The organism is Agrobacterium larrymoorei (assembly GCF_030819275.1).
GTDB lineage: Bacteria > Pseudomonadota > Alphaproteobacteria > Rhizobiales > Rhizobiaceae > Agrobacterium > Agrobacterium larrymoorei_B.
In genome coordinates this window covers 2,866,825-2,885,023 of the sequence record NZ_JAUTBL010000002.1, presented here as the reverse complement: position 1 = coordinate 2,885,023, position 18,199 = coordinate 2,866,825, and the positions used below count along the sequence as shown (strand labels likewise).

8 protein-coding genes are annotated in these 18,199 nt (G+C 59.8%); 4 read left to right on the top strand and 4 right to left on the bottom strand.

Going from position 1 to position 18,199, the window contains the following annotated elements; genetic code table 11:
- Nucleotides 1-184 precede the first annotated feature (184 nt).
- Entirely contained in the window at nucleotides 185-8,677 is an 8,493-nt protein-coding gene (locus QE408_RS22470) for a GH36-type glycosyl hydrolase domain-containing protein (protein WP_306934658.1), read from the top strand.
- Between the two features lie 91 nt (nucleotides 8,678-8,768).
- Here QE408_RS22470 and QE408_RS22465 read toward each other — a convergent pair whose 3' ends face one another.
- On the bottom strand, nucleotides 8,769-9,428 hold the full coding sequence (locus tag QE408_RS22465; protein WP_306934657.1) for a YggS family pyridoxal phosphate-dependent enzyme: 660 nt from the start codon (nucleotides 9,426-9,428) through the stop codon (nucleotides 8,769-8,771).
- 196 nt (nucleotides 9,429-9,624) lie between these two features.
- Between QE408_RS22465 and leuS the strand changes: the two genes are divergently transcribed.
- From leuS to holA, 3 genes are read left to right on the top strand one after another with little or no spacing between them, the layout of a single operon-like run.
- Nucleotides 9,625-12,255 (top strand): leucine--tRNA ligase, encoded by a 2,631-nt coding sequence (gene leuS / locus QE408_RS22460; RefSeq protein WP_306934656.1) that lies wholly within the window; start codon nucleotides 9,625-9,627, stop codon nucleotides 12,253-12,255.
- Nucleotides 12,248-12,793, top strand: coding sequence for an LPS assembly lipoprotein LptE (gene lptE, locus QE408_RS22455; RefSeq protein WP_373465596.1), 546 nt, complete (start codon nucleotides 12,248-12,250; stop codon nucleotides 12,791-12,793). The genes leuS and lptE overlap by 8 nt, the downstream gene beginning before the upstream one ends.
- 9 nt (nucleotides 12,794-12,802) lie before the next feature.
- A complete protein-coding gene (gene holA / locus QE408_RS22450) occupies nucleotides 12,803-13,840 on the top strand; it encodes a DNA polymerase III subunit delta (RefSeq protein ID WP_306934654.1) in 1,038 nt (345 codons plus the stop codon).
- An 84-nt stretch (nucleotides 13,841-13,924) separates the two neighbouring features.
- Here the strand turns inward: holA and fdxA are convergent, their stop codons facing one another.
- The 3 genes from fdxA to QE408_RS22435 form a co-directional block, all read right to left on the bottom strand.
- On the bottom strand, nucleotides 13,925-14,263 hold the full coding sequence (gene fdxA, locus QE408_RS22445; protein WP_062444698.1) for a ferredoxin FdxA: 339 nt from the start codon (nucleotides 14,261-14,263) through the stop codon (nucleotides 13,925-13,927).
- 157 nt (nucleotides 14,264-14,420) lie between these two features.
- Nucleotides 14,421-14,837 carry an RNA-binding S4 domain-containing protein gene (locus QE408_RS22440; protein ID WP_306934653.1) on the bottom strand — a complete coding sequence of 139 codons (417 nt, stop codon included), beginning with the start codon at nucleotides 14,835-14,837 and terminating at the stop codon, nucleotides 14,421-14,423.
- Between the two features lie 4 nt (nucleotides 14,838-14,841).
- Nucleotides 14,842-17,883, bottom strand: coding sequence for a helicase-related protein (locus QE408_RS22435; protein ID WP_306934943.1), 3,042 nt, complete (start codon nucleotides 17,881-17,883; stop codon nucleotides 14,842-14,844).
- Between the last annotated feature and the right edge of the window lie 316 nt (nucleotides 17,884-18,199).

Here is an 18,199-nt window from a genome sequence, read left to right as displayed (position 1 = left end):
TCACCATGTCGGGCGATAAGATTGTGCCTTCCCATCGTGTGCTGGTTCGCGGTGGTTCAGCAAAGGTTCAGGATCAGCGCGAAATAAAGCTTGCCACATTGTTTCACTCTCGATGAGAACTCTGAAACAGTTAAGGGTTACAGACTAGCCTAAGCACTCCACTCAGGGTCCAGAATACGAGCCGATGTCATTTCATATTACGCCGCCCGCCGCCGCCCGTGATTCCGAAACCAAGCAGATCGATCACAACGACTCGATCCGCTCTGTTTATTTCAACATAGACGAGTTGAAAGCTTGCGGGGCAGACCTGTCGCAGACAGGGTCCGCCTCCCTTCCCGGCTTCATGGAATTCGACTTCTTTGCGCGTCACCGCGAGAACGAGAAGGAAATTCTGCGCGTCTATCGCACCACGGCGGTGGATTCGGAGAACGGCCTGACGATCACGCCGGCTGCGGAATGGCTGCTCGACAATCACTATGTAATTGAAGAAGCCATCCAGGAAGTCCGTCGTGACTTCCCGAAGAAATTCTATCGCCAACTGCCGACGATGACGATCGGCAACGCCGAGATCCCTCGCGCGCTCGCACTGGCCTGGCTCTATGTCGCCCATACGCACAGCACAGTCTCGCGCGAAAGCCTGACCGCGCTTGTCGAAGGTTTCCAGACGCACAAGACGTTGCAGATCGGTGAAATCTGGGCGCTGCCATCCTTCCTGCGCTTCGTGCTGATCGAGAACCTGCGTCGTATCTCCATTCGTGTGGAGCGCTCGCGCCGCATGCGCCATAAGGCGAATGAGGTGGTGGACGAGATTATTCGTCTCAACGATGCGGAGCCGTCGGCTGAATTCCTCAAGCAGATCGACCCGCTGGTGGACGATCCGACCTTTGCGACCCAGTTCCTCTATCGACTGAAGAACGGTTCGCAGACCTCGAACTTCGCCCTGAACTGGCTGGAAGAGCGTCTTCATAGCGTCGGTACGGACGCCGAAAACGTGATGATGGCGGAGCATAACCGGCTTGCATCCGGCAATGTGACGATGGGCAATATCGTCAAGAGCCTGCGCGAGATCGACGATACCGAATGGTCCGTCTGGTTCGAAGATGTCAGCCATATCGACAAGGTTCTGCGTGAGCAGACCGATTATGAGACGCTCGATTTCGGTTCGCGCAACACCTACCGCAACAATGTCGAACTGTTGGCGCGTCGTTCTCCCAAAACCGAAGTCGAAGTTGCCCAGCTTGCCGTCGACATGGTGGCGGAAGCCGCCAATTCCAAGGATGCCTATCCGCATCAGCCGAATGTCGGTGCCTTCCTCGTCGGTCAGCGCCGCAAGGAGCTGGAGCAGCGCATTGGTTACAACCCGCTGTTCGCGCAGCGCGTTGTGCGAGCCATGCGGCGTTTCAACTGGCTTGCCGTGGCCGTCCCGGTTCTGGTCCTGACGGCGCTTGCCATGCTGGCGGTCGGTTGGTTCCTGGCTGAGGCTGGCATGCCCTGGTATGTGGTGAGCGCGTTCCTGCTGATGTTCGCGCTGCCCGCATCGGAAGGTGCGACAGGTCTCTTCAACACGCTCGTCACCTTCTTCGTCAAACCTTTCCGCCTTGTCGGGTACGAATTCAAGAACGGCATTCCCGAAGATGCGCGCACGCTGGTTGCCGTGCCATGCATGATCACCAGCCGCGATGCGGTCGATGAGATGATCCGCAATCTCGAAGTCCATTATCTCGCCAATCCGCATGGCGAGATTTACTTCTCGCTGATCAGCGACTGGCGTGACGCACAGCAGGAGCAGACCACCGAGGATGTGGAAATCCTGGAATATGCCAAGCGCGAAGTGGCAACTTTGTCTGCGCGTTATGCTTTCGACGGCAAAACCCGCTTTTTCCTGCTTCACCGCCGTCGCATCTACAATCCATCCGAAGGTTGCTGGATGGGCTGGGAGCGCAAGCGCGGTAAGCTGCATGAGCTGAACCTGCTGCTGCGCGGCGACAAGGATACGACCTTCCTCAACGGTGCCAACACGGTGCCGAAGGACGTCAAATACGTCATGACGCTGGACGCCGATACGCGCCTGATGCGCGATGCCGTCACCAAGCTCGTCGGCAAGATGCATCACCCGATCAACCGTCCGGTCCACGATCCGGAAACCGGCCGCGTGATCCATGGTTACGGCCTGTTGCAGCCGCGCGTGACCCCGTCGCTGACGACCGGCAAGGATGCCTCCGTCTTCCAGCGCGTCTTTTCGATCAACCGCGGTATCGACCCTTATGTCTTTACGGTGTCGGACGTTTATCAGGACCTGACCGCAGAAGGCTCGTTCACCGGTAAGGGCCTCTATGACGTTGACGCCTTCGAAAAGGCTCTGAAGGGCCGGATCGATGAGAACGCCGTTCTGTCTCACGACCTTCTTGAAGGCTCGTTCGCCCGCTGCGCTCTCGTTACCGACGTCGAACTCGTCGAAGACTTCCCGACTCGCTACGAGGTGGAAGTCTCGCGTCAGCATCGCTGGGCGCGTGGCGACTGGCAGTTGCTTCCTTACATTCTCGATCCGGCACGTGGCGTTACCGCGCTTGGCCGTTGGAAGATGATCGACAACCTGCGCCGTTCGTTGACCCCGATTGCCTGGTTCGTCGCCTCGGTTCTCGGCTGGTACTTCATGGACCCGTTCGGCGCGTTGATCTGGCAGATCCTGCTGATCTTCTCGCTCTTCGTTGCACCGACGATCTCGCTGCTGTCGGGCCTTGTTCCGCGGTCCACCGATATCGTGCCACAGGCGCATTTCCACACCATCTGGTCGGAGATCCGCGCCACGAATGCGCAGGTCGCGCTTCGCATCGTCTTCATTGCCGATGGCGCCTGCATGATGGCGGATGCCATCGCCCGCTCGCTCTATCGCCTCTTCGTCAGCCGCAAGCTGATGCTGGAATGGCGTACGGCTGCCAGCATTCAATCCAGCGCGCAGGGCAGCGTCTTCGATTACTACAAGCAGATGTGGCACGCGCCTGTCGTGGCGCTCCTCGGTCTGTTGTTTGCAGCCCTTCCGGGCGATAATGCCTTCCTCGTTGGCATTCCCTTTGCGCTACTGTGGGTCTTCTCGCCGGTCGTTGCCTGGTATGTCAGCCAATCGGCTGAAACCGAAGACCGGATGTTCGTGTCCGAGCATGTGTCGAGCGAGTTCAGAAAGATCGCGCGTCGCACGTGGCGTTATTACGAGACCTTCGTCAACAAGGACGAAAACTATCTGCCGCCGGACAATTTCCAGGAAACGCCAACCCCGGTCGTTGCCAGCCGTACCTCGCCGACCAATATCGGCGTCTATCTGCTATCGACGATTTCTGCCCGGCAGTTCGGCTGGATTAGTTTCTCCGACACGATCGAACGTCTGGAAAAGACGATCGAGACGGTCGAAAAGATGGAGAAGTATCGCGGTCACCTATACAACTGGTATCACACCGATACGCTTCAGACGCTTGGCCCACGCTACGTTTCTGCCGTGGATAGCGGCAACCTTGCCGGCCATCTGATCGCGATTTCTTCCGCCTGCCGCCAATGGGCAGAAGCGCCGTCTGCGCATCTTCAAGGCAATCTCGACGGTATCGGCGATGTCGCCGGCATCGTCCGCGAAAGCCTGAAAGAGCTGCCGGACGATCGCAAGAACCTGCGTCCGCTCCATCGCCGTCTGGAAGAGCGCATCATCGGCTTCTCCAACGCGCTCGCCTCCGTCAAGCGCGAGCATGAGTTCGCCTCCATCCGCGTCATCAATCTCGCGGTCCTGGCGCGCGACATTCAGAAGCTCGCCGCCAATCTCGATCTGGAGGTGAAGTCCGAACAGAGCGCGGAAATGACGCGCTGGGCGCAAATGCTGGTCGATTGCTGTGAAGCGCATATTTCCGACAGCGCCTTCGATCACTCGACCATCGATTCGCTTCGCGAACGGCTTGCTTCGCTTCGCGATCGCAGCCGCGATCTCGCCTTCTCCATGGACTTCGGCTTCCTCTATCGTAAGGATCGCCGCCTGCTCTCCATCGGATACCGTGTGGAAAGTCAGGAGCTGGACGAGGCCTGCTACGACTTGCTTGCGTCCGAATGCCGACTGACCTCGCTCTTTGCGATTGCCAAGGGCGATTTGCCGACGGAGCACTGGTATCGTCTCGGTCGTCAGGTCGTGCCGATCGGCGCGCAGGGTGCGTTGGTCTCCTGGTCCGGTTCGATGTTCGAATATCTGATGCCGCCGCTGGTCATGCAGGAGCGTCAGGGTGGTATTCTCAACCAGACCAACAATCTGATCGTTCGCGAACAGATCAATCACGGCCGCCGTCTCGGCACGCCGTGGGGTATCTCCGAAGCGGCCTTTAATGCCCGCGATCATAATATGAACTACCAGTACACCAATTTCGGTGTACCGACGCTGGGCCTCAAGCGCGGTCTTGGCCAGAATGCGGTGATTGCGCCTTACGCCTCGATCCTGGCGGCGCAATACGATCCGGATTCTGCCCTCGAGAACCTCGAAAAGCTGCGCAAGCTCGGCGCGCTTGGTCGCTATGGCTTCCATGATGCGGTGGACTTCACGCCGACCCGCGTGCCGGACGGCAAGGTCTGCGCTGTGGTTTATAACTACTACGCCCACCACCATGGCATGTCGATTGCGGCCGTTGCCAACGTCGCCTTCGATGGCTTCCTGCGCGAACTCTTCCACGCCGATCCGGTCATCGAAGCGGCCGAGCTTCTGTTGCAGGAAAAGGCACCGCGCGAAGTGCCGGTGATGAGCGCCAAGTACGAGCCGGAAACGCCCGGCAAGGAACAGGCGGATCTGCTGAGGGCTGAAGTCCGCACTGTCACCGATCCCGCGATCCGCGACCGCGACGTGGTGTTCCTGTCGAATGGCCACTACTCGACAATGCTGACGGCAACCGGTGCCGGTTACTCCAAGTGGAACGGCCAGGCGGTGTCCCGCTGGAAGGCCGATCCCACGGAAGATCGTTGGGGCACCTTCCTGTTCCTGCGCGATACCACGACCGGCCAATGGTGGAGTGCGACGGCCGAACCCCGTGTCGCAGAAGGTGAGAAGACCAAGACCGTCTTCATGGACGACCGTGCGGAATTCCACAAAACGGTCGGCGATCTGCAGAGCGTCGTGGAGTGCATCGTCGCCACCGAGCATGATGCCGAAGGTCGCCGTATCACGCTTCTCAACGTCGGAACGGAAGATCGCTTCATCGAGGTGACCTCCTATCTCGAGCCGGTCATCGGCAAGGAAGACGACGACAACGCCCACCCGCTCTTCTCGCGCATGTTCGTGCAGACGGAGATTGGCAAGCGTGGTGACGTCATCCGCGCATGGCGCAACAAGCGTTCGCCCAGCGAACCCGGCACCATTATCGCCCATCTGGCGGCTGACAATGCCGGCTCGTCGCGTGCGACCGAGTACGAGACAGATCGTGCCAAGTTTATCGGCCGTGGTCGCTCCCTTGCGGAAGCTGCGGCCTTCGATCAGGGTGCAGCGCTCTCCAATTCGGATGGCTTCACGCTCGATCCGATCCTGTCGCTGCGCCGCGTCGTTCGCGTGCCCGCCGGCAAGAAGGTCAGCGTGATCTTCTGGACAATCGCGGCCCCTGGCCGTGAGGATGTCGACAAGGCGATCGATCGCTACCGTCACCCGGACGCCTTTGCCCATGAACTGGTTCATGCCTGGACACGTACGCAGGTGCAGATGCGCCACGTTGGCGTCACCTCGCAGCAGGCAGCGGCCTTCCAGCATCTCGGTCGTTATCTCGTCTATCCTGACATGCATCTGCGTGCCGACGCCGAGACGCTGAAGACCGGGCTTGCCTCGCAGCGTTCGCTCTGGTCGCTGGCGATTTCTGGTGACTTCCCGATCTTCGCGCTGCGCATCAATGACGACATGGATATGGATATCGTCCGTGAGGCTTTGAGCGCGCACGAATATCTGCGTTCGCGCGGTGTCATCTTCGATCTCGTCATCGTCAATGAGCGTGCGGCTTCCTATGCACAGGATATGCAGCATGCGCTGGATCACATTTCCGAAGCGCAGCGCCGCATCAACCCGGCTGATGGCGGTCGTCCGCATGTCTTCTCCGTTCGTCGCGATTTGATGGATGAAGAGACCTGGGCCGCCCTTCTTGCAGCGTCCCGCGTCGTGCTCCACGTGCGCAACGGCAAGATCGTCGATCAGGTCAACCGTGCCGTGTCGCTCTTTGCCGCCAATCGTGCACCGGACAGCACCAATACGGCGCTTGCCCGCGTGCCGACGCCGGCCTACCCGGTTGCCGATCCTGTCGAGGACACAAACGATCTTGATTTCTGGAACGGTTTTGGTGGTTTCACCAAGGACGGTCGCGAATATGTCGTCCGCCTCAATCGTGGCCAGGCAACACCGCATCCGTGGATCAACGTTATCTCCAATGAGAAATTCGGCTTCCACATCTCGGCGGAAGGTGCTGGCTTTACCTGGAGCCGTAATTCTCGCGACTACCAGTTGACGCCATGGACGAATGACCCGGTCACCAACCGTCCGGGTGAGGCGATCTATGTTGCCGACGCGGAAAGCGGAAAGATCCATTCGCCATTCGCCGCTATCGGTCGCAACCCGGAGGCCGTCTTCGAAGCCCGTCACGGTCTTGGCTATTCCACCTTCCGCAGTGTGGATGATGGCCTCGATATCGAGGTCACGCAGACGGTCGATCGCGAGAAGCCGGTGAAGCTCTCGCGTTTGACGATCCGCAACGTCGGAACGCAGAACCGCCGCCTGAAGACCTATGGCTATGTCGAATGGGTGCTGGGTAACAATCCGCAAAAGTCTGCGCCGTTCATTCTCAGCAGCCATGATGAGAAAACCGGAGCGCTCTTTGCCTCCAATCCCTACAGCATCGACTATAGTGAGAGAACGTCGTTCCTATCGCTTGATGGGCCATCGACCAGCTTTACGACCAGCAAGCGGGAATTCATTGGCCGCTTCGGCACCATCAACGCACCGCAAGCCGTCGTCACAGGTGCCGCGCTTTCCGGCAGCACCGAGCTGGATGGCGCGCCTTGCGCGGCATTGATGCAGGAGATCCACCTGAAGCCGGGTGAAGAACGCCACGTGCTGTTCTATCTTGGCGATGCCGACACGGCTGACGAAGCCCGTGCCCTGGTGAGCGATATCCGCAACGCGGACTTTGACGCCGTACTTCAGGCAAACAAGGATTTCTGGAAGGGCTTTACTGGCCAGTTGCAGGTCTCGACGCCGGATGCCGGCTTCAACCATCTGGTCAACACCTGGCTGCCCTACCAGGCTTTCTCCTGCCGCATTCTGGCACGCACAGCCTTCTATCAGTCGAGTGGCGCCTTCGGCTTCCGCGACCAGTTGCAAGACACGCTTGCCTTCCTGCTCTACCAGCCGGATCTCGCCCGTGCGCAGATCGTCCGCGCTGCCGGTCGTCAGTTCGTCGAAGGTGACGTGCAGCATTGGTGGCTGCCGCTGACGGGCGCGGGTGTTCGCACCACGATCTCGGATGACGTGGTGTGGCTTGCCTATGCCACCTATCAGTACCTCGCCACCACCGGCGACAAGGCGATTCTTGAGGAAGAGATCCCCTTCCTCAAGGGTGCTGCCTTGATGCCCGGCCAGCACGATGCCTTCTTCCAGCCGGAAACGAGCGAGAAGACGGCAAACCTCTACGAGCATGTGGCGCTGGCGCTCGATCTCGCGATCCATCGCACCGGTGAGAACGGGCTTCCGCTGATGCTTGGTGGAGACTGGAACGACGGCATGAACCTCGTCGGTATTGGCGGTAAGGGTACCAGCGTCTGGTTGGGCTGGTTCCTGGCCGGTACGCTGCGCGACTTCATCGCCATCGCTGAGGAACGCCGCGATCTCGACCGCGTGGAGCGGTGGAAGACGCACCGCGACAAGCTGCGTGCAGCGCTCGAAACCGCAGGCTGGGACGGCGAGTATTACCGTCGCGGCTATTTCGATGATGGCACGCCACTCGGCTCGTCCTCCAGCGAGGAATGCCAGATCGATTCGCTCGGCCAGAGCTGGAGCGTTCTTTCCGGCGAAGGCGAGGTAGATCGTTCTCAGCAAGCCATGAATGCGGTGATGAGCAAGCTCGTGGACGAGGATCTCGGCATTATCCGCCTCTTCACGCCGCCGTTCAGCCGTACGCCGCACAATCCCGGCTACATCAAGGGATATCCGCCGGGCGTCCGTGAAAATGGCGGTCAGTACACCCATGCCGCAACCTGGGTGGTACTGGCGCTTGCCAAGCTTGGCCGCAGCGAGGATGCATGGAAGTGCTTCTCGATGCTGAGCCCGGTCAACCACGCGCTCAATCGCGAGGCGTCCGAGACCTACCGTGTCGAACCTTATGTGGTGACGGCGGATGTTTATGGCGAAAACGCCTATGCCGGCCGCGGCGGCTGGAGCTGGTACACGGGCTCTGCGGGCCTGCTCTACCGTGCGGCGGTCGAAGGCATTCTCGGCATCACGCGCAACGGCGGCAAGCTGCACATCGCGCCGTCGCTGCCGGAGGCCTGGGATGGTTTCTCCGTCCAAGTGACGATCGACGGCGCTGTCCGTGACGTTTCGGTCAAGCGCACGGCAGGCTCTTCGGACATCGCCGTTACGATCGACGGCAAGCCGGTCAAGAGCACGGATCGCGCCATCCCGTTCGACTGAACGGGATAAGGCTCGAAAGCCTCTTGAAAATAAAAAGCCACGGCGCTGCAAACGCCGTGGCTTTCTCGTTTTTGGAGGTTCGTTATCGGCGTCAGCGTGCGCCAAAAAGGGCCGAGCCGACGCGCACGCTGGTGGCACCAAACTCGATTGCCGTTTCGAAATCGCCAGACATGCCCATTGAGAGCTTTTCCACGCCGGATTCCTTGGCGAGCTTTGCTAGCAGCGCAAAATGCGGACCGGGATTCTCGTCGGCTGGTGGAATGCACATCAGGCCTTCGACCGTAAGCTTCAGCTCGTCGCGGCAGAGCGTGACGAAGGCTGCTGTTTCGCGTGGGTCAAGGCCTGCCTTTTGCGGCTCCAGCCCGGTATTCACCTGAATATAGAAGCGAAGTGGCCTGCCTTGCTTGGCACATTCTTCCGCCAGCACTCGGGCGATCTTCTCCCGATCGACGCTTTCGATCACGTCGAACAGTGCCACGGCATCGGCCGCCTTGTTGGATTGCAGCGGACCGATCAGATGAAGCTCGATATCCGGCGTCTTCTCTTTCAGCGCCGGCCATTTGCCCTGCGCTTCCTGGACGCGGTTTTCGCCGAAGACGCGCTGACCGCAATCGATGACCGGCTGGATGGCATCACCGTCAAAGGTTTTCGACACGGCGACCAGAGAGACATCGGCTGGCTTTCGCCCCGCCTTCTCTGCTGTGGTGGCGATCCGCTCCTTGATGTCGGCAAGACGGGCTTCGATGTCCATGGGAGGCCTCTGTTCTATCTTAAACGATGATTGCTCGTCCTAAAGCTGGTGACGCTTGATGCCAAGCATGATTGTCACCATTTAAGCGCTGTATTCCAAGTTTGCGCCCCCTAACGCCCTGCAAAACTTGACGCATCGGTCGTTTCATGGTGAAGGTCAGCGCGCATTACCCCCTCGATACCCGGATTTCAGAAGTATGGCCATCGAACGTTATAATCCTCGCGACGCCGAGCCGCGCTGGCAGCAGCAATGGAACGAAGACAAGGTCTTCGTGACAGACAATAGCGATAGCCGCGAGAAATATTACGTCCTCGAGATGTTCCCGTACCCATCCGGTCGCATCCATATGGGCCATGTGCGCAACTATGCGATGGGCGACGTGGTTGCCCGCTACAAGCGTGCGCGCGGCTATAATGTCCTGCATCCCATGGGATGGGATGCCTTCGGCATGCCGGCGGAAAATGCCGCCATGCAGAACAAGGTGCATCCGAAGGACTGGACCTACCAGAACATCGCCACCATGCGCGGCCAGCTGAAGTCCATGGGCCTGTCGCTGGACTGGACCCGTGAATTTGCGACCTGCGACGTGGATTATTACCACCGCCAGCAGTCGCTGTTCATCGACTTCATGCAGAAGGGCCTGGTCTATCGCAAGCAGTCCAAGGTCAACTGGGACCCAGTCGATCACACGGTTCTGGCCAATGAGCAGGTGATTGACGGTCGCGGCTGGCGTTCCGGCGCGCTGGTCGAGCAGCGCGAGCTGACACAGTGGTTCTTCCGCATCACCGATTTTAGCCAGGATCTGCTGGACTCGCTGGACGAACTGGATCAGTGGCCGGAAAAGGTCCGGCTGATGCAGAAAAACTGGATCGGCAAGTCGGAAGGCCTGTCGCTGCGCTGGCAGACAGTCGCTGCAACCGCGCCTGAAGGCTTCAACGACATTACCGTTTACACGACGCGTCCGGACACGCTGTTCGGCGCATCCTTCCTGGCCATTGCTGCGGACCATCCGCTGGCCAAAGCCCTGGCCGAAAAGAACGCCGAGATTGCAGAGTTCTGCGACGAATGCCGTCGTCAGGGCACGTCTCTGGCTGCGCTGGAGACGGCGGAGAAACGCGGTATGGATACCGGCGTCAAGGTCGTGCATCCGCTGGATCCTTCCTGGGAACTGCCGGTCTATATCGCCAACTTCGTGCTGATGGATTACGGCACCGGCGCGATTTTCGGTTGCCCATCGGGCGATCAGCGCGACCTGGATTTTGCCCGCAAATATGGCCTGCCCGTCGTTCCGGTCGTCATGCCGGAAGATGGCGATGCGGCGAGCTTCACGGTCGGCGATACCGCCTATGTCGATGACGGCGTGATGATCAATTCCCGCTTCCTGGACGGCATGAAGACGACCGACGCTTTCGAGGCCGTCGTGACCAAGCTGTCGCAGCAGGTTCTGGGCAATGCTCCACAGGCCGAGCGCAAGGTGAATTTCCGCCTGCGCGACTGGGGCATTTCGCGCCAGCGCTATTGGGGCTGCCCGATCCCGGTCATCCATTGCGAAGTGTGTGGCGTCGTGCCGGTTCCGAAGAAGGACCTGCCGGTCAAGCTGCCCGACGATGTGACATTCGACGTCCCCGGCAATCCGCTGGATCGCCACCCCACCTGGCGTCATGTCGCCTGCCCGCAATGCGGTCACGATGCACGGCGCGAAACCGACACGATGGATACGTTCGTCGATTCCAGCTGGTACTTCACCCGCTTTACTGCGCCCTGGGAAGACCAGCCGACCGATCCTAAGGTCGCCAATCGCTGGCTGCCGGTCGATCAGTATATTGGCGGCATCGAGCACGCGATCCTGCATCTTCTCTATTCGCGCTTCTTCACCCGCGCGATGAAGGAAACCGGCCATGTGGACGTGAAGGAGCCCTTCAAGGGCCTCTTCACCCAGGGCATGGTGGTGCATGAGACCTACCGTCTGGGCGAAGGTCAGAACGGCCAGTGGATCGTGCCCTCCGACATCCGCATCGAGGAAGTGGACGGCAAGCGCCGCGCCTATATGCTGGAGAGCGGCGAAGAGGTCTCCATCGGCTCCATCGAGAAGATGTCGAAGTCGAAGAAGAACGTGGTCGATCCGGACGATATCATTGCCTCTTACGGCGCCGATACCGCACGTTTCTTCGTGCTGTCCGATAGCCCGCCGGACCGTGACGTCATCTGGTCGGAATCCGGTGTCGAAGGCGCACATCGTTTCGTCCAGCGCGTCTGGCGCATCATAGGCGAGGCCGCCGACGAACTGAAGGCTGTCAATGCAGCACCGGCGGCTGCAGGCGAGGGCCTGGCTATCTCCAAGGCGGCTCACAAGACGCTGAAGGCCGTGCAGGACGATCTGGACAAACTTGCCTTCAACAAGGCCATTGCCCGCATCTACGAACTGGTCAACGCGCTGGCCGGTCCGCTGTCTGATGTTGCCAATGGCGGCAAGGACAATGAGGTAAAGGCTGCGGCGCGTGACGCAGTGGAAATCCTCATCCGCATGATCGCGCCGATGACGCCGCATCTGGCGGAAGAATGCTGGAAGGTTCTCGGCAATTCCGGTCTCGTGGCGCAGGCTGCATGGCCCGTCTTCGTGCCGGCGCTGGTCGAGGAGAACGAGGTCGTTCTGCCGATCCAGATCAATGGCAAGAAGCGTGGCGAATTGACAATCGCTCGCGATGCGGATCAAGATGCCGTCCGCGCCGCCGTGCTGGAACTGGATGCCGTCAAAGCGGCACTTGCCGGTTCAGAGCCGAAGAAGATCATCGTGGTTCCACAAAGGATCGTGAACATTGTTGTTTGATGCCTATTCCAGATGGGGCCGCATAGCAGCCGCAGTGTCTGTCGTCTTTTTGTCCGGAGCGCTTGCAGGCTGCCAGGTTCGCCCGCTCTATAGTGTGGAATCGGGCACGCGCGAGAAGCTCGCTTCTGTCAGCTTCGCTCCCGCCAGCGACCGGATCACGCAGGAAGTGCGTAACCACCTGATCTTCCTCGCCTATGGTGGTGAGGGAGCGCCCGTGAAGACCGATTACCAGGTCAAGCTTGTGGTGACGTCCAGCGCCAGCTCCACCGAGGTGACGAACGACACCAGCCTGTCGGTTGGCAAGAGCAACTATGACGGCCCTTATCCGGGCCGCGTGACGATGACCGGCCAATATGTGCTGACGCGCATGTCGGATGGCCAGGTGCTGCGGTCGGCCAAGCGTACCGTTACCGCCATGCTCGATTTGCCACAGCAGGAATTTGCCAAGATCCGTGCGGTCCGTGATGGTGAAAACCGCGCGGCGCGCGAGCTGGCAGAGATCATCCGTACGGACATCGCCGCCACGCTCAGCCGATAAGCTGCGATCATGACGGAAATCAAGTCTCATGAATTCGAGCGCTTCGCCGACAATCCGGCGGAGCGCTTTCGCATTTTCGTTCTCTACGGACCGGATCGTGGCTTGGTCTCGGAACGTGCAGCGGCGATTGCAGCAAAGACCGGTATCGACCCCAATGATGCCTTCGCCTCGCTGAAACTTGCTGTCACAGACCTTCAGGGCGACCCTGGACGGCTGCTGGACGAGGTGAATGCCATCGGCCTCTTCGGTGGCGAAAAGCTCGTCTGGGTCAAGGGTGCGGCCAATGAAAAGCCTCTGGTCGATGCGCTCCAGGTGTTGGCTGACAATCCGCCGGAAACCAGCTTTCTTATCATCGAGGCAGGCGACCTGAAAAAGGGCACGGGTCTGCGCAAGATCGCCGAGCCATCGCGTGCCATCGCCGCAATCCCTTGCTATGCCGATGATGCCAGATCGTTGAACGCGCTCATCGACCATGAGCTTGCCGACGAAAACTTGAGAATTACACCGGCAGCTCGCCAGCGGCTGATCGAATCTCTCGGCGGCGATCGCATCGCCTCGCGCAACGAGGTGAAGAAGCTCGCGCTCTACTGCCGCGGTCGGGATGTCATCGAGGAAGACGATGTTGCCGCGATCATCGGTGATGCCAGTGCTGTGTCTGCCGATGACGCTGTCGATGCGATTTTGAAGGGTGACCGCAACGCCTTTTTCCATGCGACGCAAAAGATCATCTCGTCAAAGACGCCGATCTTCCTGGTGCTGCAAGGGTGCCTGCGCCAGTTCCAGCTGCTCGACCAGATGCGGGCCGAAATGGATGAGAAGAAGCTGCAGGCCGGCCAGGTCATGCAGACGCTCGGGCGCGGCATCCATTTTCGGCGCAAGCCGGTCATCGAGCGCGCGCTGCGCACATGGCAGCCAGCGGCGATCGCCAGAGAGATGAACCGATTGCAGTCGGCCATCCTGCAAAGCCGCCAGCGCCAAAGCCTGGAGGAGAGCGTGGCGCTTCTGACGCTGCTTGCGACCACGCTGCAGGCGGGCAGGGGCGGCTGAGCTTCTTCTTCACTTGAACGACATGAAAAAGCCTCCGCGACAGATGCCGGGAGGCTTTCTAGATTCGCGCTGAGCGGACTTTTCTCAGTCGCCCTTGCCGGGCTCGGCGGAGAAATAAAGGTCGAGTTTGCCTTCGACGCCGTCCATTTCCTTGGCTTCCGGAAGCGGGTCGCGCTTGACGGTGATATTCGGCCAGATGGCAGCATATTCCGCATTGATCTTCAGCCACTTGTCGAGGCCCGGCTCGGTATCGGGCTTGATCGCCTCGGCGGGACATTCCGGCTCGCACACGCCGCAATCGATGCATTCGTCGGGGTTGATAGCGAGGAAGTTTTCACCTTCGTAGAAGCAATCCACGGGGCAGACTTCAACACAATCGGTGTATTTGCAGCGAATGCAGTTATCGGTCACGACATATGTCATGAAGAACTCCAGAATATGCAGGCCGGGTCAGTGGCTTTCGAACACAAGCCTTCGCCCGGAATTCAGACAGGGCATTTTCGCAAGTCAGGTAATGCCTTTGTGACAAGATAGCAAGGACAAACGATGCTGAAAAAACGCAACGAAATAGTCGTTTATTCTAATCCTGCCCGTTCTCCGCATCGGAGATGAACCTGTCCAGCGCCCGGCGCTCCTTCTTGGTCGGGCGACCGCTGCCTGGCTGGCGCACCGCCTGCTCAAGCAAGGTCATGCGATCCTTGGGTTCGCGGGGCGGGGTCTGATCGTCATAGAGGAGCTTGGCCTCTTCGTAAGGCCCGCGGCGCTCGCCGGGTGCCTTGACGATGAGAATACGGTCCATTCGCTCAATGGCGATGTCCAGTCGGTCACCGGTCTTGACCATGTGGCTGGATTGGCGCACGGGCGCGCCATTGACCTTGATATTGCCCGACTGAATATAGCTCTGGGCAATCGAGCGGGACTTTGCCATACGGGCGAAGAACAGCCACTTGTCGAGGCGCTGACGCCCGGCTTCCAGTGGCTGTTCCTTATCACCCATAGGCTTACTTCTTCAGCTGCTCCTTGAGAGCAGCGAGCTTGGCGAAAGGCGAATCCGGGTCCATCGGCTTTTCCTTGCGCGGTGGCTTGGCTTCGAAACGCTGCTGACCCTGCGGCTTGCCGCCGCGATCATTGCGCTCCGGACGGTCCTTGCGCTCGCCGCGATCGGGACGATCGCCACGGTTGTTGTTGCCGCGTGCCTTGTTGTCCGGACGTCCGCCTTCGCGCTTGCGATCACCCTCACGGTTACCGTCGCGATTGGCGTTCTGGCGGTTGCCGGGACGACCTTCGCCACCTTCGCGACGCTCGCCTTCACCACGGTTGCCGGCATTGCGGTTGCCCGGGCGCCGGTTGTCGCTGCGCTGGTTGTCGTTGCGGCCACCTGGGCGCCACAGAAGAACCGGCTTCGGCTCGGCGTTTTCCGCCGTTGCCTCTTCAGGCTTGGCTTGCTCAGATTGGGGCTCTTCGGCTTTTACCTCTACAGGCGCTTCGGCAGAGGCTTCCTGTTCGGACGCATCGGCATCGTCACTTGCAACCTCTTCAGCTGGTGCCGCTTCCGCTGCGTCTGCCTTTGCGGGCACGCCGCTGTGGCTTGCGAGGAAGGTGGCTGCCTCTTCTGCGGAGACCTGATCGGCGCGATAGCCGAGACCCTTCAGGATTTCTTCCATGTCGTCCAGCGTCGCGCCGAGGATCGACAGCATTGCCGTCGTGGTGGTGAAGCGGCGGCCGTCATAGGCGCCTTCAGGGCGAGGCTGCTGGCCGGGCTTCCACTGCAGCAGCGGACGGATGAGATCGGCCAGACGCTCGAGAATATCGATACGCACAGCGCGCTTGCCGAGGAAACGGAAACCGGCGAGCTTGTAGAACATGCGCTCGAAACCGGGATCGGTGACGACCGAGGTGCGGCCGGCAGCCAGAACCGGAATGAGATCGCCATAGCCCGGCTTGCCGAGCCCGTCATTCTTCAAGGCCCAAAGCAACGTCACGAGTTCGGCGGGAGCCGGCTTCAGAAGCGCTGGGAGGAAAACGTGGTAGGCGCCAAAACGGATGCCGTAGCGACGCATGGAGGCGCGTGCGTCCTGATCGAGCGTCTTGACCTCATCGGCCACGTCGCGGCGGAACAGGATGCCGAGATTTTCGACCAGCTGGAAGGCCAGACCCTTAGCGAGACCCTGCAGGTCTTCGGCGCGCGAGATATCGTCGAGCGGCTTCAGAACCGTTGCAATCTGGTGATTGACGAAGCGCTCGATGCGGGCAAGCGCGTGGTCGCGTGCGTTGCCGCTCAGCTGCTCGTCGGCCAGCATGATGACGCGCGGCTTCATGATGTTGTCGCCGGCGGCCAGACGCGCCACGGGCTCACCGAGCCAGCGGACGAGACCGTCCGAGCTCATGGCAAGGTCGCCATTGCCACTGGCATGAAGACGGGCGGCGCGCGCCTCATACTCCAATGCGAGCGCCTTTTGCGCTGCCGCCTGGACGGCCTTGGCATCTGGACCTTCGGTTCCCGAAACCGGCGTGAACCGGAATCCCGCCAATTGACCGACATGATGTCCTTCTACGAAGACATCACCATTCACACTGATTTCAGCTTCAAGCATCGCATTCTCTCTTAGGCGCCTCATGAGCACAGATGTCCTGCGATCAACAAAGCGTTTCGTCAACCTTTCATGTAGAGCATCGGACAATCGATCCTCGATTTCCCGTGTCTTTTCTTGCCAGTGTGTCGGATCGGCAAGCCATCCTGGGCGGTTGGATACATACGTCCATGTTCTGATCTGCGCAATCCTGGCGGAGAGCGTGTCGATTTCACCATCCGTCCGGTCGGCGCGGCGTACCTGTTCGGCCATGAAATTCTCATTGACCGTGCCACGTTTGACGAGATCGAAATAGAGCGTCGAAATCAGATCGGCATGTTGTGCAGGTGCGATGCGGCGATAATCCGGCAAAGCACAGGCTTCCCACAACCTTTCGACACGCTCCGCAGTCGTGGTGACATCGATGATCTCCGGGTAGCGCCCGAGATATTCCAGGGCCTGCTGGTCAATGGCGGGTAGGGCGCGTGACAGACCCTGCACCGTGGGGGCCGCATCCAGGCTCGCCTGAAGATTTCTGATGGACGAGAAATCGAAATTCTTCGTGCGCCATTGCAGCACTTTGACCGGATCGAATTCATGTGATTCGATGCGTTCCACCAACTCGTCGTCCAACGGATCGACTCGACCGGTGACCCCAAAGGTGCCGTCGCGCAAATGACGCCCTGCACGACCGGCGATCTGACCCATTTCAGCCGGGTTGAGATTGCGAAACTGGTATCCGTCGAATTTGCGATCCTGGGCGAAGGCCACATGGTCGACATCGAGGTTCAGACCCATGCCGATGGCGTCGGTCGCGACCAGATATTCGACGTCGCCATTCTGGTAGAGGCCCACCTGGGCGTTACGCGTGCGCGGGGACAGCGCGCCAAGAACCACCGCCGCACCGCCGCGCTGACGGCGTACCAGTTCGGCAATCGCGTAGACCTCATCGGCAGAGAAGGCAACGATCGCCGTGCGCTGGGGCAGGCGGGTGATCTTCTTCGATCCCGCATAGAACAGCTGCGACAGGCGTGGTCGTTGCACCATAACGATGCCGGGCAGCAGCTTTTCGAGGATCGGCCGCATGGTGCCAGCACCCAAGAGCAGCGTCTCTTCCTTGCCGCGAAGATGCAGGATGCGGTCGGTGAAGATGTGGCCGCGCTCCAGGTCGCCTGCGAGCTGTACTTCGTCGATTGCGACGAAGGCCGCATTGGTTTCACGCGGCATCGCCTCCACGGTGCAGACGGAATATTTGGCGCGGGGTGGGGAAATCTTCTCTTCGCCGGTGATCAGCGCGACATTGTTGGCGCCCACCTTTTCCACCAGCCGCGTATAGACCTCGCGCGCCAGAAGGCGCAACGGCAGACCGATGACGCCACTTCCATGCGCCACCATTCTTTCGATGGCATAGTGGGTCTTGCCGGTATTTGTCGGTCCAAGAACGGCCGTTACACCGCGGCCGCTCAAGATCATGGGGCGAAAATTCAACGTACTATCCGCGAAAACGACGATGCTGCTACTCTTCGGACACGGCGTGAGGGCGCCCGCATTTCAGTCTCCCCACACATGGCAATCGACAAGGCCAAACGCAAGGACGAAAGCGGTTATCATCGGCATCGCCTTTTATTTGACCGTCTCATCAGCAGGCCAAAACCGCTTTTTTGCCAAGAAACGCCAAAGTCGCAAGATTCGGAACAGGTTGAGAACGAATCAGAGACGAATCGCTGACTCTGCCAGATTCAGCCTTTGTTCACGCCAAGATATGGCTTTCGCTGCAAGGAAAGATACC